The sequence below is a fragment of the Caldimonas hydrothermalis genome (genome assembly GCF_056746695.1).
In genome coordinates, this window is record NZ_JBWQXA010000006.1 from 94,385 (window position 1) to 116,452 (window position 22,068).

Consider the following 22,068-nt stretch of genomic DNA (forward strand, 5'->3'; position numbering starts at 1 on the left):
AGAATCGGCAGCGGCGGCCGCCGGTCGGGGCCGCCTTGGAACCTCTCGATTTTAGGGGCTCGGCTGTCCGGGCCCGTGGAGACTGCCGCCTTGTCCAGCCCCGGCCCATCGCCGTCGCGTCCGAACCCGTCGACCCGCCCGTTCGGCACCACGATCTTTGACCAACTACAACCGGGGGGCACCGCCGCGCAGGCGGCCCTGTCACCCTTCGACGCCTGTCAGGTCGGCGTGGTGCTGCGTGCGGTGCTGTTCGTGCATGCGGTGGTGGGCGTGGCCGTGAGCTTTCTGGCCCGCGGCTGGCAGGACTGGCTGCTCGCGCTGGCCTATGGCGCCGCCGTGGCCCTGCCGGCCACTCTGCTGTGGCTGGTGCTGTGCTGTGTGCTCAAGCGTGTGCTGGCCCGCGCCTCCGGCCCGATGCAGTGGCTGGTGGCCGTGGGCCTGGGCGCCGCCTGCGCCGGCTACGGCTGGTGGCAGGTGGGCCTGGTGGGGCTGCCGCTGACCGAGATCGTGCACGGCCTGGCCCCGATGCTGGCCGGGGCGAGCCTGTCGGCCATGATGTTCTATGCCCTGAAGCTGCGCTCGCGCAGCCAGCTCCCGGCCGTCACACGCGCCCGCCTGACCGAGCTGCAGTCACGCATCCGGCCGCACTTCCTGTTCAACACGCTCAACACCGCCATCACGCTGGTGCGGGTGGATCCGGCACGCGCCGAGGCCGTGCTCGAAGACCTGTCCGAACTCTTTCGCGTGGCCCTGATCGAGTCAGGCCGCGCCGTCACCCTGTCCGAGGAGGTGGACCTCGCCCGGCGGTATCTCGCCATCGAGCAGATCCGCTTCGGCGAGCGACTGCAGGTGCAATGGGATCTGGACCCCGCCGCCGGCGAGGTGCGCGTGCCCCCGCTGGTGCTGCAGCCCCTGGTGGAGAACGCCGTGCGGCATGGCGTGGAACCCTCCCCCGAGGGCGGCTACGTGCGCATCCGCACCCGGGTGCGCGGCTCGTTGGCCGTGCTGACCGTGACGAACTCGTTGCCGCCGGCCGCAACGCCGGGCACGGCCGGCCATGGCATGGCCCTGCGCAACGTGAAAGAGCGCCTGCGGCTGATGCACGACGTCAGCGCGCAATTCGCCGCCGGCCCGGAAAATGGCACCTGGCGCGTGCACATTGCCGTGCCGCTGAAGAGCTGAGGAAGACCGAGCATGCTCAAGGTGTTCATCGTCGATGATGAGGAACTGGCCCGCGTGAGGCTGCGCAGCCTGCTGCAAGAGCCCGGCATGCCGCCCAACCGGGTGGTCGGCGAAGCCGCCGATGCCCGACAGGCCCAGGCTTGGCTGTCCGCTCAGGGCTGCGACCTCGTGCTGCTGGACGTGCAGATGCCCGGACTGACCGGCACGCAATGGGCGGCGCAGTGGCAAGGCCGCCCCGATGCCCCGGCGATCGTCTTCGTCACCGCCCACCCCGAGCATGCGGTCACCGCCTTCGAGCTCAATGCGGTGGACTACCTCACCAAGCCCGTGCGCCGCGAGCGCCTGCAAGCCGCGCTCGAACGCGCATCCGATCGGATCAAGGCCCGGGCCCAGAGCACCGAGGACGGTCCTGTGCTCGTGGTGAACGACCGCGGCCGCGTGACCCGCGTGCCCGTGCACGAGGTGCTCTACCTGAAGGCCGAACTCAAGTACGTGACCCTGCGCACCGCCGAGCACACCTACGTGCTCGACGACTCACTGGCCGTGCTGGAAGAGCGCCTAGGCGAGCGCTTCCTGCGCATCCACCGCAACGCCCTGGTGGCCCGCCGCGCCGTGCGCGCGCTCGAGCGCCGCAGCGTGCCCGGCGAAGACGACGACAACGGCAAGGAAGGCTGGGCCGTGCGCCTGCAGGGCCTGGACGAATGGCTGGCCGTCTCGCGCCGCCAGGTCGCTGCCGTGCGTGAGGCGCTCAGCAGCGAAGGGCTGTGAACGCCCCCGCCGTTTCGTCTGATGTGCCCGCCGACGTGCTGGCCTGGTGGCAGGCCGCCCAACGCCCCTGCGTGCTCAGCGGCGCGGGCATGTCGGCCGAAAGCGGCGTGCCCACCTTCCGCGACACGCCCAAAAGCCTGTGGGCCCGCTTCAACCCCGAAACCCTGGCCACCGCCGAAGCCTTCGAGCGCGACCCCGCCTTGGTGTGGGCCTGGTACCAATGGCGCGCCCACCTCGTGCGCCAAGCCCAACCCAACGCCGGCCACCTGGCCCTGGCCCGCTGGGCCCGGCACCGGAGCGGCCTGCGCATCGTCACCCAGAACGTGGACGACCTGCACGAACGCGCCGGCAGCCCCGACGTGATCCACGTGCACGGCAGCCTCTTCGCCCCCCGCTGCTTTGCCTGCGGCCGCCCACCGAGGGAGCCTTTGGCACCACAGGCCCCGGAGTGGCAACCCGAGCTGCGCATCCCCCCACCGGCCTGCGGCCACTGCGGCGCCCCCCTGCGCCCCGGCGTGGTGTGGTTCGGCGAAGCGCTGCCCCCAGGCCCCTGGCAGGCGGCCCTGGACGCCGTGGCCACCTGCGACCTGCTGCTGGTGGTGGGCACCTCCGGCCTCGTCCACCCCGCCGCCGGCTTGCCGGCGCAGGCATTGGCGCGTGGCGTGCCGGTGGTGGAGATCAACCCGCAGGCCACGCCACTGAGTGGGCAGGTGAGCCGGGTGTGGAGGACGACGGCGGCAGTGGGGTTGAACGCACTCGTGAACTCGACGTCGCGTCTTTGACGCCACACGGCGCCGCACGCGGTACAGCCTTCGTCGCCGCTCAACGCGTGGTGGCTCGCGCCAACACCGGCGCCAGCGCCCGCCCCGTGTGGCTGCCGGCGGCCACCACGTCTTCCGGTGTGCCGGCCACCACCACCTGGCCGCCGCCCACGCCGCCTTCGGGGCCCAGGTCGAGGATCCAGTCGGCTTCGGCGATGACGTCGAGGTCGTGCTCGATCACCACCACGCTGTGGCCGCCGTCCACCAGGCGGTGCAGCACGCGGATGAGCTTTTCCACGTCGGCCATGTGCAGGCCCACGGTGGGTTCGTCCAGCACGTAGAGGGTGTGCGGGGGCAGCCCGCGCCGGGCCGCCCCAAGCGGGCGGTCCCCCTCGGGGGGCGACGCCATCGGCGTCTGGGGGTCAAAAGTCCTGCCGCGGCGGGTCACGTCGTCGCGCACCTTGCTCAGCTCAGTCACCAGCTTGATGCGCTGGGCTTCGCCGCCGCTCAGGGTGGGTGAAGGCTGGCCCAGGGTGAGGTAGCCCAGGCCCACGTCCTTCAGCAACTGCAGCGGGTGGGCGATGTGGGGCATGGAGGCGAAGAAGTCCACCGCCTCGTCCACCTCCATGGCCAGCACGTCGCCGATGCTTTTGCCGCGCCAGGTGACAGCGAGGGTTTCAGGGTTGAAGCGCGCGCCGTGGCACACGTCGCAGGGCACCTTCACGTCGGGCAGGAAGCTCATCTCGATGGTGCGCATGCCCTGCCCTTCACAGGCGTGGCAGCGGCCGTCGCCGGTGTTGAAGGAGAACCGAGCAGGCCCGTAGCCGCGGGCCTTGGCTTCCAGGGTGTCGGCAAAGAGCTTGCGGATCACATCCCAGAAGCCCACGTAGGTGGCGGGGCACGAGCGCGGCGTCTTGCCGATGGGCGTCTGGTCCACTTCGAGCACGCGGTCCACGTGCTCCCAGCCGTCCAGCCCAGTGCAGCCGATCCAGGCGGGCAGGCCCTTGCCGCGGCTGTTCACCACGGCCTGCACGTTGGCCAGCAGGACGTCGCGCGCGAGCGTGGACTTGCCCGAGCCCGACACGCCGGTGACGGCCACGAGGCGGTGCAGCGGCACCTCCACGTCGATGCCGCGCAGGTTGTGCAGCGAAGCGCCGCGCAAGGACAGCTTGGGCACATGGCGGTCCACCGCGCGGCGCGGCTGCAGCGGGTGCACCAGCGGGCGCGAGAGGAAGCGGCCGGTGAGGGAATCGGCATGCGCGGCCAGTTGCTCGGCCGTGCCTTCGGCGATGAGCCGGCCGCCGCGCTTGCCGGCGCCGGGGCCGATGTCGATGATGTGGTCGGCGCGGCGGATGGTGTCTTCGTCGTGCTCCACCACCACCAGGGTGTTGCCCTGTTCGCCGAGCTTGTGCAGGGCGTCGAGCAGGATGTGGTTGTCGCGCGGGTGCAGGCCGATGGTGGGTTCATCCAGCACGTAGCACACGCCCTGCAGGTTGGAGCCCAGCTGCGCAGCCAGGCGGATGCGCTGGGCTTCGCCGCCGCTCAGCGTGGGCGCGGCGCGGTCGAGCGTGAGGTAGCCCAGGCCCACGTCTTCCAGGAACTCCAGCCGGCTGCGGATCTCGCTCACCAGGTCGCGCGCAATCGCGGCCTCGCGGCCTTCCAGGGCCAGGGCTTCGACCCAGCGGCGGGCCTCGGCCACCGGGCGGGCGGCAATCTGTGCGATCGACTCCCCCCGGAAGCGGATGGCCAGCGACACCGGGTTCAGGCGCGCGCCGCCGCAGGTGCCGCAGGGCTGGTCGGAGACGTCTTCCACCTCGGGCTCGGCGAAGGTCTGCTCGCGGCCCTTGTCATCGTCGCGGCGCGTGTCGTCCAGCGCACGGCGCTGCTCGCGCGTGAGCTGCACGCCGGTGCCCACGCAGTCGGTGCACCAGCCGTGCTTGGAGTTGTACGAGAACATGCGCGGGTCGAGCTCGGGGTAGCTGGTGCCGCACACCGGGCAGGCGCGTTTGGTGGAGAACACCTTCACCTGGCCGATGCGGGCCGTGGAACGGCCTGCGGCCATCGCGTCCTTCAGGCCGTCGAGCGGGGCGAGCAGGTGCATCACGCCCTTGCCCAGCTCGAGCGTGCGGCCCAGCAGCTCGCGCAGTTCGGCTTCGTTGTCGGCGCGGATCACGAGGTCGCCCACCGGCAGCTCGATGGTGTGTTCCTTGAAGCGGTCGAGCTTGGGCCAGGGGGCCACGGGCACGAATTCGCCGTCCACGCGCAGGTGGGTGTGGCCGCGCGCCTTGGCCCACTTGGCCAGGTCGGTGTAGAGGCCCTTGCGGTTCACCACCAGCGGGGCCAGCAGGCCCACGTGCTGGCCCTTGTGGTCGCGCAGCAGCTGGGCGGCGATGGATTCGGGCGTTTGCGGGCGCACCTCGGCGCCGTCGTGCACGCAGTGCTGCACGCCGAGTTTCACATACAGCAGGCGCAGGAAGTGGTAGACCTCGGTGGTGGTGGCCACCGTGCTCTTGCGCCCGCCGCGGCTCAGGCGCTGCTCGATGGCCACGGTGGGCGGGATGCCATAGACGGCATCCACCTCGGGGCGGCCCGCCGGCTGCACGATGGAACGCGCATAGGCGTTGAGCGATTCGAGGTAGCGGCGCTGGCCTTCGTTGAAGAGGATGTCGAAGGCCAGCGTCGATTTGCCCGAGCCCGACACCCCGGTGACCACGCTGAACTTGCCGCGCGGGATGTCCACATTCATGGCCTTGAGGTTGTGCTCGCGGGCGTTGACGATACGAATGGCGTCCGCACCGTTGGCCTGCACGGCGGCGCGGCGCGCACGCACCAGGGTCTGCAGCGGGGCGCCCTCTTGCGCTTTCGTATCGCCCAGGCCCAGCGCGGCTTCGTACTCGCGCAGCGCCCGGCCGGTGTGCGACTGCGCATGCGCCTTCACGTCGTCGGGCGTGCCGGTGCACACGACCTCGCCGCCAGCCTCGCCACCTTCGGGGCCGAGGTCCACGATCCAGTCGGCCGAGCGGATCACGTCGAGGTTGTGTTCGATCACAAAGAGCGAATGCCCGGCGTCCAGCAGCTTGCGGAAGGCGCGCATCAGCTTGGCGATGTCATCGAAGTGCAATCCGGTGGTGGGCTCGTCGAAGAGGAAGAGTGTGCCCTTGCGCGCCAGCGACTGTTTGCTGGGTGTGGCGCTCTTGGCCGCCTCGGCCAGGAAGCCGGCGAGCTTCAAGCGCTGGGCCTCGCCGCCCGACAGCGTGGGCACGGGCTGGCCGAGCTTGACGTACTCCAGGCCCACGTCCACCAGCGGCTGCAGCACGCGCAGCACCTCGCGGTCGCTACGGAAGAGTTCGGCCGCTTCGCTGACGGTGAGCTCCAGCACGTCGGCCACGCTCAGGGTGCGCCAGCTGCCGTCGGCGGCTTGCCGGTCGAGGTGCACTTCCAGGATCTCGGCGCGGTAGCGGCGGCCGTCGCAGTCGGGGCAGCGCAGGTACACGTCGCTGAGGAACTGCATCTCCACATGCTCGAAGCCCGAGCCGCCGCAGGTGGGGCAGCGGCCGTCGCCGGCGTTGAAGCTGAACGTGCCGGCGCCGTAGCCGCGTTGCAGCGCCAGCGGCGCAGCAGCAAAGAGCGTGCGGATCTCGTCGAAGGCGCCCACGTAGCTGGCAGGGTTGGAGCGGGCCGTCTTGCCAATGGGCGATTGGTCCACGAAGACCGCGTCGGTGAGCCAGTCGGCGCCCAGCAGACGGTCGTGCGCGCCGGGGGCTTCAGTGGCCTTGCCGAAGTGGCGGGCGAGCGCCGGGTAGAGCACGTCTTGCATCAGCGTGGACTTGCCCGAACCGCTCACGCCGGTGACACACACCAGGCGCTGCAGCGGGAACTCGACGGTCACGCCGCGCAGGTTGTGCTCGCGCGCGCCTTCCAGCACCAGGCGGGGCGTGCTCTGGTTGACGAGGCGGCGCATGCCGATGCCGATGCGCTTGCGTGCGCCCAGGTAGGCGCCGGTGAGCGTGTCGGCCTGGCGCAGGTCCTCGGGTGTGCCGTCGAACACCACCTGGCCGCCGCGCTCGCCGGGGCCTGGGCCCATGTCGATGACGCGGTCGGCCGCCAACATCACGGCCGGGTCGTGCTCGACCACCACCAGGGTATTGCCGGCATCGCGCAGGCGCAGCATGGCCTCGTTGATGCGGTTCATGTCGCGCGGGTGCAGACCGATGCTGGGTTCGTCCAGCACGAACAGCGTGTTCACCAGCGAGGTGCCCAGCGCGGTGGTGAGGTTGATGCGCTGCACCTCGCCGCCGCTGAGCGTGCGACTTTGCCGGTCGAGCGTGAGGTAGCCCAGCCCCACGTCGCAGAGGTATTTCAGCCGCGTGCGGATCTCGTCATACAGCAGGTGCAGCGGGTCTTTGTCCGCCCCGGCTGCGGCCGGCGGCGCGATGCGGTCGAAGAAGATGCGCAGCCGCTCGATGGGCAGCAGCATCAGATCGTGCAGGCACAGGCCGGGCAAGGCGTCGAGCTGCTCTTGCGTCCAGGCCACGCCCACGGGCCGGAAGCGCGTGTAACGATCGCCCAGCACCGCGTCGGCATCGTCCTTGCCACCCAGGCGCCACAGCAGCGATTCGAGCTTCAGGCGCGCTCCACCACAGGTCTCGCAGGGGGTGTAGCTGCGGTACTTCGACAAGAGCACGCGGATGTGCATCTTGTAGGCCTTGCTTTCGAGGTATTCGAAGAAGCGTTTGATGCCGTACCACTGCTTGTTCCAGTTGCCGTTCCAGTGCGGCGAGCCGTCCAGCACCCAGGCGCGCTGGGCCTCGGTGAGCTGGCTCCAGGCGGTGTCGCGCGGGATGCCAGCCTCGCCGGCGTACTTGAGCAGGTCGTCCTGGATCTCCTTCCACGCCGGCGTCTGCAGCGGCTTGATGGCGCCCGAGCGCAGGGTCTTGCGGTGGTCGGGAATGACCAGGCCCCAGTCCACCCCGATCACGCGCCCGAAACCGCGGCAGGCCTCGCAGGCGCCGTAGGCCGAATTGAACGAGAACATCGCCGGCGAGGGTGCGTTGTAGCGCAGGTCGCTGTCGGGGCTGTGCAAGCCGGCGGAATAACGCCAGACGTCGGGCTCGCCTTCTTCCTTCAAAACATACACGTTCACACGCCCGCTGCCGCGCTTGAGCCCTGCCTCCAGTGCCTCGATCACGCGGGCTTTCTCGGCGCCGGCCAGGCGGAAGCGGTCGGCCACCACGTCGAGCACCTTGCGCGGCCCGCTGGGCGTGACCACCTCGCGCTCGGCCTGCACGCGCGTGTAGCCGCTGGCCGACAGCCATTGCTCGATCTCCTCGGCCGAGGTGTTCGCGGGCAGCTCCACAGGAAACGTCACCACCAGGCGCGGGTCGCTGCCCTGCGTGCGTTGCGCCAGGTCGGCGTAGATGGTCTCGGGGTTGTCTTCACGCACCGGCCGGGCGGTCTGCCGGTCGTAGAGCTGCGCGGCGCGGGCAAACAGGAGCTTGAGGTGGTCGTTCAGCTCGGTCATCGTGCCCACCGTCGAGCGCGAGGTGCGCACCGGGTTGGTCTGGTCGATGGCGATCGCCGGGGGCACGCCTTCCACGTGATCGACCGCCGGACGGTCCATGCGGTCGAGGAACTGGCGGGCGTAGGCGCTGAAGGTCTCGACGTAGCGGCGCTGACCTTCGGCGTAGAGGGTGTCGAAGACCAGGCTGGACTTGCCCGAGCCCGAGGGGCCGGTCACCACCGTCAGCTCGCCGGTGCGCAGGTCCAGGTCCAGGTTCTTGAGGTTGTGCTGGCGGGCGCCGCGGATGCGAATGACACCGGAAGTCATGAAGGACGTCTTTCGGGAGGGGTCGAACGGCAGTGGCCAAGCATTCTAGGCAGCCGCCTTGACAAGACTGCTGACAGGGGCCGGCGCGAGGAGCGCGCGCATGGCGCACGCAGGCCGCAACCATGTGTAAAAAGTCCGAAAGGCCTGTGGTTTTCCACAATACCTGGGGGGTCTGGCATGTGAAACTGCGCGCCTTCTCAGCGAAGTGCCGGAGTGTATTGATGTTGCAGTTCTTGCAGGCTCGCCTGGTCGGCGCCACCCTCGTTGCCGCCCTGTGCGCCTGGCCCGCCTGGTCCCAGATCCGCATCGGCCAGCCCTCGGGCTTCACCGGGCCAGTGGCCACTGGTGTGAAAGAGAACACCGACGGCGCCCGGCTGTACTTCGATGCGGTGAACGCCCGCGGCGGGGTCAACGGTCAGAAGATCGAGCTGATCTCGGTGGACGACAAGTTCGACCCCAAAGTCACCGTGGAGGTAAGCCGCAAGCTGATCACCGAAGACAAGGTCATTGCCTTGTTCATGAACCGCGGCACGCCGCACTCGCAGGCGCTCATCCCGCTGATCGAGGAATTCAAGGTGCCACTGATCGCCCCAAGCACCGGCGCGATGGTGCTGCACGAGCCGCCCCATTCGCTGATTTTCAACGTACGGGCTCCTTATCAACGCGAAGCAGAAAAGGCGATCCAGGTTCTAACAACCATTGGGATGACTCGCATCGGCATCTTCCAGACGGACGACAGTTTTGGCGCCGACTCGGTGCTGGGTGCGCTGCGCGGCCTGGATCAGGCCGGGCTCAAGCCGCTCTTCCTGGAAAAGCTTGACCGCGCCAAGCCCGACCTGGCCGCGCTGGCGGCCGTCGTGGCCAAGAACCAGCCGCAGGCGGTGATCTTCATCGCCTCGGCCGGCACGGTGGCGTCCGGCACGAAGGCCATCCGCGAGGCCGGCTCGCGCGCCCAGGTGGTGACCCTGTCGAACAATGCCTCGGCCGGCTTCATCAAGCTGTTGGGCGAGCATGCCCGCGGCGTGGTCGTGACCCAGGTCTTTCCCTATGAGCGCTCGCTGGCCGCGCCCATCGTGAAGGAGGCGGCTGACCTGGCCCGTGCCAAGGGCCTGCCGGAAGTGACGCCGGCCATGCTGGAAGGTTTTGCCGGCGCCAAGGTGCTGGTGGAGGGTCTGCGCCGCGCCGGCCCGAACCCCACGCCGGCCCGCCTCGTGCAAGCCCTGGAGGGCCTGCGCCGCTACGACATCGGCGGTCTGGAGATCACCTACGGCCCGAACAACCGCTCGGGACTGGACTACGCCGACCTGTCCATCATCGGGCCGGACGGAAAGTTCAGGCGCTGAGGCTTGCGCATCGGATTATTCCTTTCCCCACAAACACAACTGAGGAGACTGTGCACATGACTCGTTGGCTTCGACTTGCCGCTTGGGCTGTCGCTGCTGTGGCCTGCAGCGCTCAAGCCCAGATCCTGATCGGCCAGACCGCCGGCTTCTCCGGGCCAGTGGCCGCCGGTGTGAAGGAAACCACCGACGGCGCCAAGCTCTACATCGACGCGGTGAACGCCCGCGGCGGGGTGAACGGCCAGAAGATCGAGCTGATCTCCCTGGACGACAAGTTCGACCCCAAGCTGGCCGCCGAGAACGCACGCGAGCTGATCGTCGACAGAAAGGTGGTCGCCCTGTTCCTGACGCGCGGCACGCCCCACACCCAGGCCATCATGCCCTTGTTGGACGAGCACAAGATCGCGCTGATCGCGCCATCCACCGGCGCCATGGTGCTGCACCAGCCGGTCAACCCCTACATCTTCAACGTCCGGGCCACCTACCAGCGCGAGGCCGAGCGCGCCATCCGTCACCTCAGCCTGATCGGTCTGGAGCGCATCGCGGTGATACAGGTGGACGACTCTTTCGGTGCCGACTCGATGGCCGGCGCCCAAAAGGGTTTCGACGCCGTGGGTAAGCAGCCGGTGGTGCTGGAAAAATTTGACCGTGCCAAACCCGACTTCGCGCCCATCGTGCCCAAGATCGTGAAGGCCGAGGCCCAGGCTGTAATGATCATCGGCTCGGGATCGGCCGTGGTCGACGCAGTGAAGGCCCTGCGCGCGGCCGGTTCACGCGCCCAGGTGGTGACGCTGTCGAACAACGCCTCGACCGGTTTCATCAAGTCTTTGGGCGAGCACGCCCGCGGCGTGATCGTGAGCCAGGTCTTTCCCTATGAGCGCTCGCTGGCCGCGCCCATCGTGAAAGAGGCGGTCGACCTGGCACGTGCCAAAGGCGGCATGGAGATCTCACCGGCCATGATGGAAGGCTTCGCCGCGGCCAAGGTGCTCGTCGAAGGTCTGCGCCGCGCCGGCCCGAACCCCACGCGCGCGCAAATCCTCAATGCGTTGAACGGCATCCGCAATTACGACATTGGCGGGATGGAGATCAACTACTCGCCCAACGACCATACCGGCCTGGACTACGCCGACTTGTCCATCATCGGGCCTGAAGGCAAGTTCAGGCGCTGAATGGCCCCGCCTTCGCCCCCTGCGGCCCTTCCCTCCGTCTCCTGGTCTCTCTACGCCCGCCTGGTGGCCGTGCCGGCCATCTGGGGCGGCACCTTCATCGCCGGGCGGGTGATCGCGCTGGCCCTGCCGCCGGCCTTCGGGTCGGTGCTGCGCTACCTCGTGGCCTGCGCAGCCTTGCTGCTGGCGACCCGCTGGCTGGAAGGCGGCCTGCCGCGGCTGGACCGCCGGCAGATGATGGTGACCTTCGGCCTGGGCGCCACCGGCATCTTTGCCTACAACCTCTTCTTCCTGGGCGCACTGTCGCTGCTGCCGGCCAGCCGCACCTCGCTGATCATCGCGCTCAACCCGGTGGTGACGATCTGCGCGGCCGCCTGGCTGCTGCACGAGCGGCTCAGCCTCAAGCGCTGGCTGGGCGTGGCCCTGGCCCTGGCCGGCGTGTGGGTGGTGATCACGCGCGGCGACCTGACGGCGGCGCTGGGCCGGTCCGTCGGCCTGGGCGAGATGCTGATGTTCGGCGGCGTGTGCGCCTGGGCGGCCTACACCCTCATCGGCCGCGTGGCCCTCAAGGGGCTGACGGCCCTGGCCGCCACCACCTATGCCTCGCTATGGGGCACGGCGCTGCTGATGGGGGTGGCCCTGTTCGAGCTGCCGCGCATCGAGCGGGCGGCGTTCTCGCCCCAGGTGATCGCCTCGGCGCTCTACCTCGGCCTGCTGGGCACGGCGCTGGCCTTCGTGTGGTATTCGCAGGGTGTGCAGCGGCTGGGGCCGGCGCGCACCGTGGTCTTCAACAACCTGGTGCCGGTGTTTGGCGCCTGCTTTGGCGTGCTGCTGCTGGGCGAGCCGCTGCTGACCAGCATGCTCGTGGGTGGCGCGGTGGCCGTCACCGGCGTGATGCTCGCCTCACGGCCCTGAAGCTCAGCCCAGATCCGGCAGCACCGTGTCCTTGAGCGTGCCGCGGGCGTGCTCGTAGTCGGGCATGACCGAGCGCACCACGTCCCAGAAGCGCGGGCTGTGGTTCATCTCGCGCAAGTGCGCGAGCTCGTGCGCCACCACATAGTCGATGGTGGGCAAGGCGAAGTGGATGAGCCGCCAGTTCAGGCGGATGGCGCCATCGGCCGACGCACTGCCCCAGCGGGTCTGCGCCGATGACAGGCTCAGGCGCGTGTAGCGCACCCCCAGCCGCTCGGCGAAGTGGCGGCAGCGTTCCTCGAAGACGCGGCGCGCCTGGCGCTGCAGCCAGCTCTGCACCGCGTCGCGGATCTGTTCCGGGCGGGCGTGCTGCGGCAGGCCCACGTGCAGGGCCAGGCGGGGCACGCCGGGCAGGGCCTGAGCATCGGTGTTGAGCACCGCCCCGCTGGCCCGCGGGTCGAGCACCACGATGACCGCCTCGCCCAGAAAAGGCACGCTCGCGCCATCGCGCCACTCCACCTTCGCCTGCTGCAGCCGGGCGTTGCGCTCGTTCTGCTCGGCCAGCTTGCGCAGCACCCAGCGCGCCTTCTCGCGCAGCGCCGCCTCGATCTCGCCCAGCCCCACCCAGCGTGGGGCGCTCACCGTCAGGCCCTCGGGGCCGACGACAAACCCGATGGTGCGACGCTTGGCGCGGCGCAGGGCGAAGGCCACGCGATGGCCCTCGAGCTGGAGGTCGTGCGTCGAGCGCGGATGGACAAAAGCCACCGGCGGCAAGGGGCGCGAGGCTTGCGGCCTGGCCGGCGCTGCCGCCGGTGGAGCCGCCGTCGTGCACGACGGCGGCTCGCCGGAAAACAGCGACAGTTGCCGAGGTTCGTCGGAGCCGGGTGCCGGGCGTGCCATGGACCGGCAGTATAGGTTCAGGCCCGCTGCGGCGTGCCGCCGGAGACCGCAGCGCCGTCGGGGTAGGCCTCGGGATCGAGCCGACGCATTTCGGCCTCGATCCAGGCTTCCACTTCGCGCATCAATTCCTCCGGCTCGCGCCCCACCGAGGCGATGGGCTTGCCGATCGACACGTCGATGACCCCCGGCGTCAGCAGAAAGGATTTGCGCGGCCAGCAGCGTGCCGAGGTCACCGCAATCGGCACCACCGGCACGCCGGTGGCCACGGCCAGGCGCGTGGCGCCGGACTTGTACACGCCCTGCCCGCCGCGTGGCGTGCGCGTGCCCTCGGGGAACATGATCACCCAGTTGCCCTGAGCCATGTAGTGCCGCCCCTGCTCGGCCACCTTGTTCCAGGCCTCGGCGCGCTTGCTGCGGTCGATGTGGATCATGTCCAGCCGGGCAATCGCCCAGCCGAAGAAGGGGATGTAGAGCAGCTCACGCTTGAACACATAGCACAGCGGATGGCTCATCAGGCAGGGGAAGGCGAAAGTCTCCCAGGTGGACTGGTGCTTCGAGCACAGGATCACCGCCTCGTTGCCCAGGTGCTCCAGCCCCTGCACGCGGGCACGCACACCGCAGATGACACGCGCACCCCACATCACCAGGCGCAGCCAGCCCACGCAGGCCCAGTACAAGGGGCTGCCGCGCACGAAGACGGACAGCAGCAGCACGGCCAGCGCCCAGGGGATGACGGTCACCGTCATCCACAACAGGAACAGGAGGGAACGCAGGACCCTCAACATCAGTTCAAACCTCCAAATCCGGAACTCGAGCCCGCGTTCTCGCCGCGCATCTCGCGCTCGCGCTGGATCAGGTGCTGGGCCAGGGCCTCGAGGTTGTCGTGCACGCGGGTGCCGGGCACCTGCGCCGCCAGCGCGGCCACCTCCTCGTCGCCCAGGCCCTCGCAGCGGCCGGTGCGCAGCAGGTGCGGCTCGCAGCCCGCCGCCTGAGCTGCCTGCAGGTCACGCACGGTGTCGCCGGCCACGACGATCTCGTGGGCCGGCACGCCGAAGCGTTCGCTGATGCGCCGCAGCAGCCCCGGCGCCGGCTTGCGGCAGTCGCAGCCGTCCTCGGGCGTGTGCGGGCAGATGAAGACCGCGTCGATCCGGCCGCCGTGGCGGGCCAGCAGCTCGTTCATGCGCTGGTGCACGGCGTTCAGGCCCGACATGTCGAGCAATCCCGTGCCCAGACCCGGCTGGTTGGTGGCCACCACGACATGCCAGCCGGCATGGTTCAGCCGCGCCACGGCATCCAGCGCACCGGGCAGCGGCTCCCATTCCTCGGGCTGGGCCACATGCTCGGTGCGGTAGCGGTTGAGCACGCCATCGCGTCCGAGCACGACGAGCTTGAGCTGGCGTTCCACGGGGCGCGGGGCGGGCATGACGATCTCCTCAGGCGGCCGCCAGACGCGACAGGTCGGCCACGCGGTTCATCGCCGCGTGCAGTGCGGCCAGCAGGCCGAGCCGGTTGGCCCGCAGCGCCGCATCGTCGGCGTTGACCATCACCTGGTCGAAGAAGGTGTCCACCGGGGCCTTCAGCACGGCCAGGGCCTGCAGCGAGCCGGTGTAGTCCCCCTGCTCGAACGCCGCGTCGGCGCGGGGACGCACGGCCTGCAAGGCCTCGTGCAGGGCGGCCTCGGCCGCCTCGCGCAGCAAGGTGGGGTCCACGCGCGGCTCGACCGTCGCGTCGGCCTTCTTCAGGATGTTGCCCACGCGCTTGTTGGCCGCAGCCAGCGCCTGCGCCTCGGGCAGGCCGGCAAAGGCGCGCACGGCCGCCAGGCGCCGCGGCACCTCACCCAAGCGGCCAGGGCGCAGCGCCAGCACCGCCTCGACCTCCTGGGCGGTATAGCCCTGCTCGCGCAGGGACACGGCCAGTCGGTCGTAGATGAAATCCAGCAGCGGCTCGCGCGGGTCGGTGATGCGCGAGCCGAAGACCGGCACTGCGGCCGCCACCAGCTCGGGCAGCAACAAGGGCAGGTTCTTCTCGATCAGCAGGCGGATCACCCCCAGCGCATGCCGGCGCAGCGCAAACGGGTCCTTGTCGCCGGTGGGCAACTGGCCGATGCCGAACAGGCCCACGAGCGTTTCCAGCTTGTCGGCCAGGGCCAGCACGGTGCCGGTGTGGTTGCGCGGCAAGGCGTCGCCGGCAAAGCGGGGCTTGTAGTGGTCTTCGATGGCGATAGCCACCCCATCGCGCAGGCCTTCATGGCGTGCGTAATAGCCGCCCATGATGCCCTGCAGCTCGGGGAACTCGCCCACCATGTCGGTGAGCAGGTCGGCCTTGGCCAGGCGGGCGGCCTGCTGCACCTTGCCGTCGAGCACATCGAACTCATCCTTGGCCTCGACCGTGTAGGGAACGGTGGCCAGGCGCAACTGGTTGACGATGGCGTGCGCAATGGCCTGCACGCGCTGTGTGCGCTCGCCCTGGCTGCCCAGCTTGCCGTGGTAGACCACCTTGTCCAGACCCGGCACGCGCGATTCCAGCGTCTTCTTGCGGTCCTGGTCGAAGAAGAACTTGGCATCGGCCAGACGCGGGCGCACCACCCGCTCGTTGCCGCCGATCACGGCACTCGGGTCCTCGGGGCTGATGTTGCTCACCACGAGGAAACGGTTGGTGAGCTTGCCCTGGGCATCGAGAAGCGGGAAGTACTTCTGATTGGCCTTCATCGTGAGGATGAGGCACTCCTGCGGCACCTCGAGGAACTCGGCCTCGAACTGACCCACCAGCACGTTGGGGCGCTCCACCAGGGCGGTGACCTCGTCGAGCAGGGCCTCGTCGTCCACCGGCCGCACACCGCCGCCGATCTTCGCAGCCGCTTCGCCGAGCTGGCGCACGATCTCGGCGCGGCGGGCCTCGAAGCTGGCGATCACGGCCCCATCATGGCGCAGTTGCTCGGGATAGCTGTCGGCCTCGTGGATCACCACCGGGTCCACCCGGGCCTCGAAGCGGTGGCCGCGCGTCTGGCGGCCGGCCGTCAGGCCCAGGGCCTGCACCGGCACCACGTCGGCCCCCCACAGCGCCACCAGGCCGTGGGCCGGCCGCACGAAATGCACACTCGTCCAGCCGTCGGCGAGCTGGTAGCTCATGACCTTGGGGATGGGCAGCTTGGCGAGGGCCTCGTCCAGGGCCTTCTGCAGGCCCTCGGCCAGCGTGACGCCGGGGACCAGGCTGTCATGGAAAAGGACCTCGGCCTTGCCGTCGTTCACCCGCTGGAGCTGGTCCACCACGCTGGCGTCCAGGCCCAGGGACTCGAGCTTCTTCAGCAGGGCCGGTGTGGGCCGGCCCTCGGCCGTGAGGCCCACGGACACCGGCATGAGCTTGCGCTGCACCGGACGGTCGGCCGCACGCTCGGCCACCGCCTCCACCCGCACCGCCAGGCGCCTCGGCGAGGCAAAGGGCGTGGGCACCACGGCGGCGTCCACCAGGCCCTGGGCCTTGAGGCTGTCGGTGAGTACCGTGGCAAAGGCCTCGCCCAGTTTCTTCAGTGCCTTCGGGGGCAGCTCTTCCACGAAGAGCTCGACCAGCAGGTTCTTCTTCATCGTCATGATCAGGCGGCCTTCTTCTCGAGCTGGGCCAGCACTTCGTTCGCCCAATCGCGCGGGGCCAGCGGGAAGCCCAGGCGGGCACGGCTGTCGAGGTAGCTTTGCGCCACCGCACGCGCCAGGTTGCGGATGCGGCCGATGTAGGCGGCGCGTTCGGTCACGCTGATCGCCCCGCGTGCATCGAGCAGGTTGAAGGTGTGCGCGGCTTTGAGCACCTGCTCGTAGGCCGGCAAAGCCAAGCGCTGGGCCATCAAGTGCTGGGCCTGACGCTCGTGCGCACTGAAGGCGGTGAGCAGGAACTCCACATCGCTGTGCTCGAAGTTGTAGGCCGACTGCTCCTGCTCGTTTTGCAGGTAGACGTCGCCGTAGCTCAGGCCTTCGGTCCAGGTGAGCTTGTAGACGTTGTCCACCCCCTGCAGGTACATCGCCAGGCGCTCCAGGCCGTAGGTGATCTCGCCGGTCAGCGGCTTGCAATCAATGCCGCCCACCTGCTGGAAGTAGGTGAACTGCGTCACCTCCATGCCGTTGAGCCAGACCTCCCAGCCCAGGCCCCAGGCGCCCAGCGTGGGGTTCTCCCAGTCATCTTCGACGAAGCGGACATCGTTCTTTTTCAGGTCGAAGCCCAGGGCTTCGAGCGAGCCCAGGTAGAGCTCCAGGATGTTCTCGGGCGCCGGCTTCAGCACCACCTGGTACTGGTAGTAATGCTGCAGCCGGTTGGGGTTCTCGCCGTAGCGGCCGTCCTTGGGGCGCCGGCTGGGCTGCACGTAGGCGGCTTTCCAGGGCTCGGGGCCGATGGCGCGCAGGAACGTGGCGGTGTGGCTGGTGCCGGCGCCCACCTCCATGTCGTAGGGCTGCAGCAAGGCGCAGCCTTGGGCGGCCCAGTAGTCCTGCAGGCGCGCAATGAGTTGCTGGAAGGTCAGCATGGTGTCGAGGATCGATGTGCGGGCAAGGGGCGGCGCGGGCAGCGCGCCGGCCCCGGCGGAATAAATCTTTGATTCTAGGCGCCCACCCCGGACTTGCGGCGGCGCCCCGCCAGCAGCAGCACGCCCCCGGCCAGGACCGTCCACGGCCACAGGCCCAGCGCCGCCACCCAGCGGGCATACGGCGTGCTGCCCTCGCGGCCCTCGACCTCGCCCACCAACACACCCCGGGTGTGGGGGGCCAGCCCATGCGTCACCCGGCCGCGGTGGTCGATGATGGCGGTGGCCCCGGTGTTGGTCGCACGCACGAGGGGACGCTGGAACTCCAGCGCCCGCAGCCGCGAGATCTGCAGGTGCTGGTCCACCGCCTCGGTGGGGCCGAACCAGCCGATGTTGCTGACGTTGGCGATCACCGTGGCCTGGCCCGGCCCGACGAAGTTGGCGGCCAACTCCTCGCCGAAAAGATCTTCGTAGCAGATGGTGGGGCGGATGCGCTGGCCGTCGAACTCGAAGGGCCGCGTGTCGCGCCCGCGGGTGAAGTCGCCCAGCGGCATATCCATCATGTCCACGAACCAACGGAAGCCGCGGGGAACGAACTCCCCGAAGGGCACCAGGTGGATCTTGTCGTAGCGGTACATCGGCTGTCCCGGGGCCAGGCCGGCCACCGAGTTGGTGTAGCCCTCGGTGAAGTCGCCCAGCGGCACGCCGATCAGCGCAGCGCCGGGCCCCCGGGCGAAATGGGCCGCCAGGGCGTCCCAGTAGCCCTCGGGCTGCTGGGCGGGCAGCAAGGGGATGGCCGTCTCCGGCGCCACCACCAGCGCAGTGCGCGCCGAGACCAGTTCACGGCCCAGCCATTCCAAGGCGGCCGGCAGGTGCTCGGCCGAGAACTTCTCATCCTGGGCCACGTTGGGCTGCAGCAACGTGACGTCGAAACGACCGGCCGGCCGGGTGAAGTCGGAAGGCGCCATCGCGGCCGCCAGCACCAGCGCCAGCGGCGCCCCCCCGGCGGCCAGCCACGCCCGCCGGGCGCGGCCTGCGCGGGCCAGTCCGGCAGCCGCGGCCGCGGCCAGCCAGGCCGCCACGAACCCCATGCCGTAGACGCCCACCCAGGGCGCCAGGGCCGCCAACGGCCCATCGCTGTGGGCATAGCCGGAGGCCACCCAGGGAAACCCGGTGAAGAGCAGGCCGCGGGCCAGCTCGGCCAGCAGCCAGCAGGCGGCGAAAAGCAGGGCGTCCGCCCCCGGGCGGCCGCTGCGCCAGCGCGCAAAGGCCGCCATCGCCAAGGCCAGGTAGAGCGCCAGCGCCGCCGACAGCGCCGCCACCGCCAGCGCCGACAACCAGGCCGGCAGGCCGCCATAGCGGTGCATGCTGATGAACAGCCACCACACCCCACCGGCCAGCCAGGCCAGGCCGAAACACCAGCCCAGCAGCGCCGCGCGGCGCACGGTGGGTGCGCGCATCACACCCCAGGCCAACACCGCGGTGGCCACCACCTGCAGCGCCCAGCCCTCGCGCGGCGCGAAGGCCTGGGCCTGCGCCCAGCCGGCCAGCAGCGCGACGAGCGCGTCCAGCGCCGCCGGCATCAGGCCTCGGGCGCGGGCGCAGCCGCTGGCGCCTCGGGGCTGCGCGTCACCTTGAACCAGCGCACCGCGCCGGACCGTGTGAGCATCACCGAAAAGCGCAGGCCGCCAATGTCAACCACCTCGCCGCGACGGGGCACATGGCCCAGCTCATGGGCCACCAAACCGCCGATGGTGTCGAAGTCCTCCTCGGGCAGGTGGGTGCCGAAGGCCTCGTTGACGGTCTCGATGTCGGCATCGCCGGCCACGCGCTGGCTGCCATCGGCCAGGGTGTAGATGCCGTTGTGCGCGTCTTCCTCGTCGAACTCGTCTTCGATCTCGCCGACGATCTCCTCGAGCACGTCCTCGATGGTGATGAGGCCGGCGGTCTTGCCGAACTCGTCCACCACCAGCGCCAGGTGGTTGCGGTTGGAACGGAAGTCACGCAGCAGCTCGTTCAGGCGCTTGGACTCGGGCACGAAGACGGCCGGGCGCAGCAGCGTGCGCAGCTTGAGCTCAGGGGCGCGCTGCAGCTTGAGCAGGTCCTTGGCCAGCAAGATGCCGATGATGTTCTCGCGATCGCCTTCGAACACCGGGAAGCGCGAGTGCGCCGTGTCGATCACGATGCGCAGCAGTTCCTCGTAGGGCGCGTTGATGTCGAGCAGGTCCATGCGCGGAGCCGCCACCATCACGTCGCCGGCCGTCATGTCGGCCATGCGCAGCACGCCTTCGAGCATGAGCCGCGATTCCGGCTCGATCAGCTCGCGGTCCTCGGCTTCGGCCAGGGTCTCGAACAGCTCGTCCTTGGAGTCAGGCCCTGGCGAGAGGAACTCGACCAGGCGTTCGAAGAAGTTGCGCTTGTCGCCCGCGGGGCGTCCCAGGCGTCGAGGGTGGGGGTCGGACATCGCTTGCGCGAGAAGTTTAGATCAGCGAAGGATACCCCAGCCCCGTGACAAGGCGTATCCAGGCCGGCCGAAGGCTTGACAAGATCGATACACTCGGCTCAACCCTTGAAACGCCGGCGCTCGCCCCCAGATCCCGGCACGCCCTTTTGCGACGGATTCCATCATGAGCCTCATTCCCGCCACCATCCTCACCGGCTTCCTGGGCAGCGGCAAGACCACGCTGCTCAAGCGCGTGCTCCACGAAGCCCACGGCCAGAAGATCGCCGTCATCGAGAACGAGTTCGGTGAGGAAAACATCGACAACGACATCCTGGTGGCCGACACGCAGGAGCAGATCATCCAGATGAGCAACGGCTGCATCTGCTGCACCATCCGGGAGGATCTGCGCTCCACATTGGCCGACCTGGCCGCCAAGCGCCGCAAAGGCGAGCTGCAGTTCGACCGCGTGGTGATCGAGACCACCGGCCTGGCCGACCCCGGCCCCGTCGCCCAGACCTTCTTCATGGACGACGAGATTGCCGAAAGCTACCTGCTCGACTCCATCCTGACCCTGGTGGATGCCAAGCATGCCCAGCACCAGCTCGACACCCGCCAGGAGGCCCGCCGCCAGGTGGGATTTGCCGACCAGATCTTCATCAGCAAGACCGATTTGGTCGAGCCCGACGCCGTGGAGGCCTTGGCCCACCGCATCAAGCACATGAACCCGCGCGCGCCGCAGCGTCGCGTGCACTTCGGCGAGGTGCCGATCGCCGAGGTCTTCGACCTGCGCGGCTTCAACCTGAACGCCAAGCTCGAGATCGATCCCGACTTCCTGAAGGAGGACGATCATGACCACCATCACCACCATGACCACGAGCATGGCGAGCACTGCGACCACCCGCACCATCACCATCACGACGATGACGTGAAGTCCTTCGTCTTCCGCTCGGACCGGCCCTTCCACCCGGCCAAGCTGGAGGACTTCCTGGGCGCCATCGTGCAGATCTACGGCCCGCGCATGCTGCGCTACAAGGGGGTGCTGCACATGCAGGGCACCGAGCGCAAGGTGATCTTCCAGGGGGTGCACCAGCTCATGGGCAGCGACCTGGGCCCGCAGTGGGCCGAGGGGGAGCCCCGCACCAGCAAGATGGTCTTCATCGGCCTGGACCTGCCTCAGGACATCTTCCGGCAGGGCCTGGAGCAATGTCTCGTCTGACCCACGATCGGGCCGGGGCGGGAAAACTCCCACGCACGATGACGCGAGATCGCTACAATCCGCGGCGCCCTTGGGGGTGTCCCCGGCGCCAGAAGGCCACTGGAACGGCCTCGTCCCAAGGTTCTTCGTCCCCGATTCCGACAAGAGCAGGTATATAACTGCCACTGCGAGGAGATGGAACGTGAGCAAGACCCCGGCCCAGCGAGCCCTACCAGCCAAGACGGCGGCCAAGAAGACCGCGGCCCCGACTCGCGCCAAGGCAGCCCCGGCCGCCAAGAAGACCGTCGAGGCCGCCCCGGCCAAGGCACCGGCCAAAAAGACCCCGGCGCCGCCCGCCCGCAGTCCGCTTGCGGCCGCACCGGCCAAGACCGGCGCTGCCAAGACGGCCCCAGCGCCCAAGCCCGCGGCCTCGGCCCGGCGGCCCGAGGCCCCGGCAAGCGCCCCGGTCCCGGCAGCCGCTGCGGCCGCACCGGCCCCCAGCCCCAGCCCGGCGAAGGCTTTTTCCCAATCCTCCGCCGGGCGAGCGTCCCTCTCAGCCACCATGAACAAGTCCAACGACGTCCTCGACCAACCCCGCGCAAGCCTCACCCCCCCCGATCCCAAGCTCGCCAATGCCTGGAAGACCAAGGCCGGCAAGGACCTCACCGATGCCGAGGTGCTGGCGATGCCCGAGTCGGAGTACATGAACGACAAGCAGCTCGAGTTCTTCCGCCACAAGCTGCTGTCGCTCAAGGAAGACCTGCTGAGCAATGCCGGCGAGACCACCGAGCACCTGCGCGAGGACACCTCGATCGTTCCCGACCCGGCCGACCGGGCCACGATCGAGGAAGAACACGCCCTGGAGCTGCGCACCCGCGACCGCGAGCGCAAGCTGCTCAAGAAGATCGCCCAGGCCCTGGCCCGCATCGACGCCGGCGACTACGGTTTCTGTGACGAAACCGGCGAACCCATCGGTCTGGGCCGCCTGATCGCCCGTCCCACCGCTACACTGTCCCTCGAAGCCCAGCAGCGCCGCGAGCTGAAGCAAAAGATGTTCGGAGACTGAACAC

The 22,068-nt window shown here is 69.3% G+C and carries 16 protein-coding genes; 8 read left to right on the forward strand and 8 right to left on the reverse strand.

Annotated elements, in window-relative coordinates; translation table 11 throughout:
• Positions 1-90 precede the first annotated feature (90 nt).
• Genes AC1ECW_RS09550 through AC1ECW_RS09560 form a run of 3 tightly spaced genes read left to right on the forward strand, consistent with a single transcriptional unit; the run spans position 91 to position 2,732 of the window.
• Positions 91-1,182: a sensor histidine kinase gene (locus AC1ECW_RS09550; protein WP_481201712.1), complete on the forward strand. Its 1,092-nt coding sequence runs from the start codon at positions 91-93 to the stop codon at positions 1,180-1,182.
• 12 nt (positions 1,183-1,194) lie between these two features.
• Positions 1,195-1,950 carry a LytR/AlgR family response regulator transcription factor gene (locus tag AC1ECW_RS09555; protein ID WP_409708530.1) on the forward strand — a complete coding sequence of 252 codons (756 nt, stop codon included), beginning with the start codon at positions 1,195-1,197 and terminating at the stop codon, positions 1,948-1,950.
• The gene (locus tag AC1ECW_RS09560; RefSeq protein ID WP_481201713.1) at positions 1,947-2,732 is read left to right on the forward strand and encodes an SIR2 family NAD-dependent protein deacylase; all 786 of its coding nucleotides are present in this window, start codon (positions 1,947-1,949) and stop codon (positions 2,730-2,732) included. Before AC1ECW_RS09555 ends, AC1ECW_RS09560 begins: the two co-directional genes overlap by 4 nt.
• A 40-nt stretch (positions 2,733-2,772) precedes the next feature.
• Here the strand turns inward: AC1ECW_RS09560 and uvrA are convergent, their stop codons facing one another.
• On the reverse strand, positions 2,773-8,538 hold the full coding sequence (gene uvrA, locus AC1ECW_RS09565; protein ID WP_481201714.1) for an excinuclease ABC subunit UvrA: 5,766 nt from the start codon (positions 8,536-8,538) through the stop codon (positions 2,773-2,775).
• Positions 8,539-8,759: 221 nt separating this feature from the next.
• Between uvrA and AC1ECW_RS09570 the strand changes: the two genes are divergently transcribed.
• From AC1ECW_RS09570 to AC1ECW_RS09580, 3 genes are read left to right on the forward strand one after another with little or no spacing between them, the layout of a single operon-like run.
• Entirely contained in the window at positions 8,760-9,881 is a 1,122-nt protein-coding gene (locus AC1ECW_RS09570; protein ID WP_409708224.1) for an ABC transporter substrate-binding protein, read from the forward strand.
• Between the two features lie 56 nt (positions 9,882-9,937).
• Positions 9,938-11,047, forward strand: coding sequence for an ABC transporter substrate-binding protein (locus AC1ECW_RS09575; protein WP_409708221.1), 1,110 nt, complete (start codon positions 9,938-9,940; stop codon positions 11,045-11,047).
• Positions 11,048-11,959, forward strand: a complete 912-nt coding sequence (locus tag AC1ECW_RS09580) for a DMT family transporter (protein WP_409708218.1) — start codon at positions 11,048-11,050, stop codon at positions 11,957-11,959.
• A gap of 3 nt (positions 11,960-11,962) precedes the next feature.
• Here AC1ECW_RS09580 and AC1ECW_RS09585 read toward each other — a convergent pair whose 3' ends face one another.
• The 7 genes from AC1ECW_RS09585 to AC1ECW_RS09615 all read right to left on the reverse strand — a co-directional run bounded on the left by AC1ECW_RS09585 (position 11,963) and on the right by AC1ECW_RS09615 (position 19,824).
• Positions 11,963-12,856 carry a M48 family metallopeptidase gene (locus AC1ECW_RS09585; RefSeq protein WP_481201715.1) on the reverse strand — a complete coding sequence of 298 codons (894 nt, stop codon included), beginning with the start codon at positions 12,854-12,856 and terminating at the stop codon, positions 11,963-11,965.
• Positions 12,857-12,873: 17 nt separating this feature from the next.
• Positions 12,874-13,641, reverse strand: a complete 768-nt coding sequence (locus AC1ECW_RS09590; protein WP_481201716.1) for a lysophospholipid acyltransferase family protein — start codon at positions 13,639-13,641, stop codon at positions 12,874-12,876.
• Positions 13,641-14,279 (reverse strand): D-glycero-beta-D-manno-heptose 1,7-bisphosphate 7-phosphatase, encoded by a 639-nt coding sequence (gmhB, locus tag AC1ECW_RS09595; protein WP_409706689.1) that lies wholly within the window; start codon positions 14,277-14,279, stop codon positions 13,641-13,643. Before gmhB ends, AC1ECW_RS09590 begins: the two co-directional genes overlap by 1 nt.
• 10 nt (positions 14,280-14,289) lie before the next feature.
• Entirely contained in the window at positions 14,290-16,443 is a 2,154-nt protein-coding gene (glyS, locus tag AC1ECW_RS09600) for a glycine--tRNA ligase subunit beta (RefSeq protein ID WP_481201717.1), read from the reverse strand.
• Positions 16,444-16,445: 2 nt separating this feature from the next.
• A complete protein-coding gene (glyQ, locus tag AC1ECW_RS09605) occupies positions 16,446-17,363 on the reverse strand; it encodes a glycine--tRNA ligase subunit alpha (protein WP_409706683.1) in 918 nt (305 codons plus the stop codon).
• A gap of 74 nt (positions 17,364-17,437) precedes the next feature.
• The gene (gene lnt, locus AC1ECW_RS09610; RefSeq protein ID WP_481201718.1) at positions 17,438-18,943 is read right to left on the reverse strand and encodes an apolipoprotein N-acyltransferase; all 1,506 of its coding nucleotides are present in this window, start codon (positions 18,941-18,943) and stop codon (positions 17,438-17,440) included.
• A complete protein-coding gene (locus AC1ECW_RS09615; protein ID WP_481201719.1) occupies positions 18,943-19,824 on the reverse strand; it encodes an HlyC/CorC family transporter in 882 nt (293 codons plus the stop codon). Before AC1ECW_RS09615 ends, lnt begins: the two co-directional genes overlap by 1 nt.
• A 163-nt stretch (positions 19,825-19,987) precedes the next feature.
• On the opposite strand from AC1ECW_RS09615, the gene AC1ECW_RS09620 reads away from it, so the two are divergent.
• Positions 19,988-21,019, forward strand: a complete 1,032-nt coding sequence (locus tag AC1ECW_RS09620; protein WP_409709740.1) for a CobW family GTP-binding protein — start codon at positions 19,988-19,990, stop codon at positions 21,017-21,019.
• 181 nt (positions 21,020-21,200) lie between these two features.
• Positions 21,201-22,064: an RNA polymerase-binding protein DksA gene (gene dksA / locus AC1ECW_RS09625; RefSeq protein WP_409709743.1), complete on the forward strand. Its 864-nt coding sequence runs from the start codon at positions 21,201-21,203 to the stop codon at positions 22,062-22,064.
• Positions 22,065-22,068: the final 4 nt, after the last annotated feature.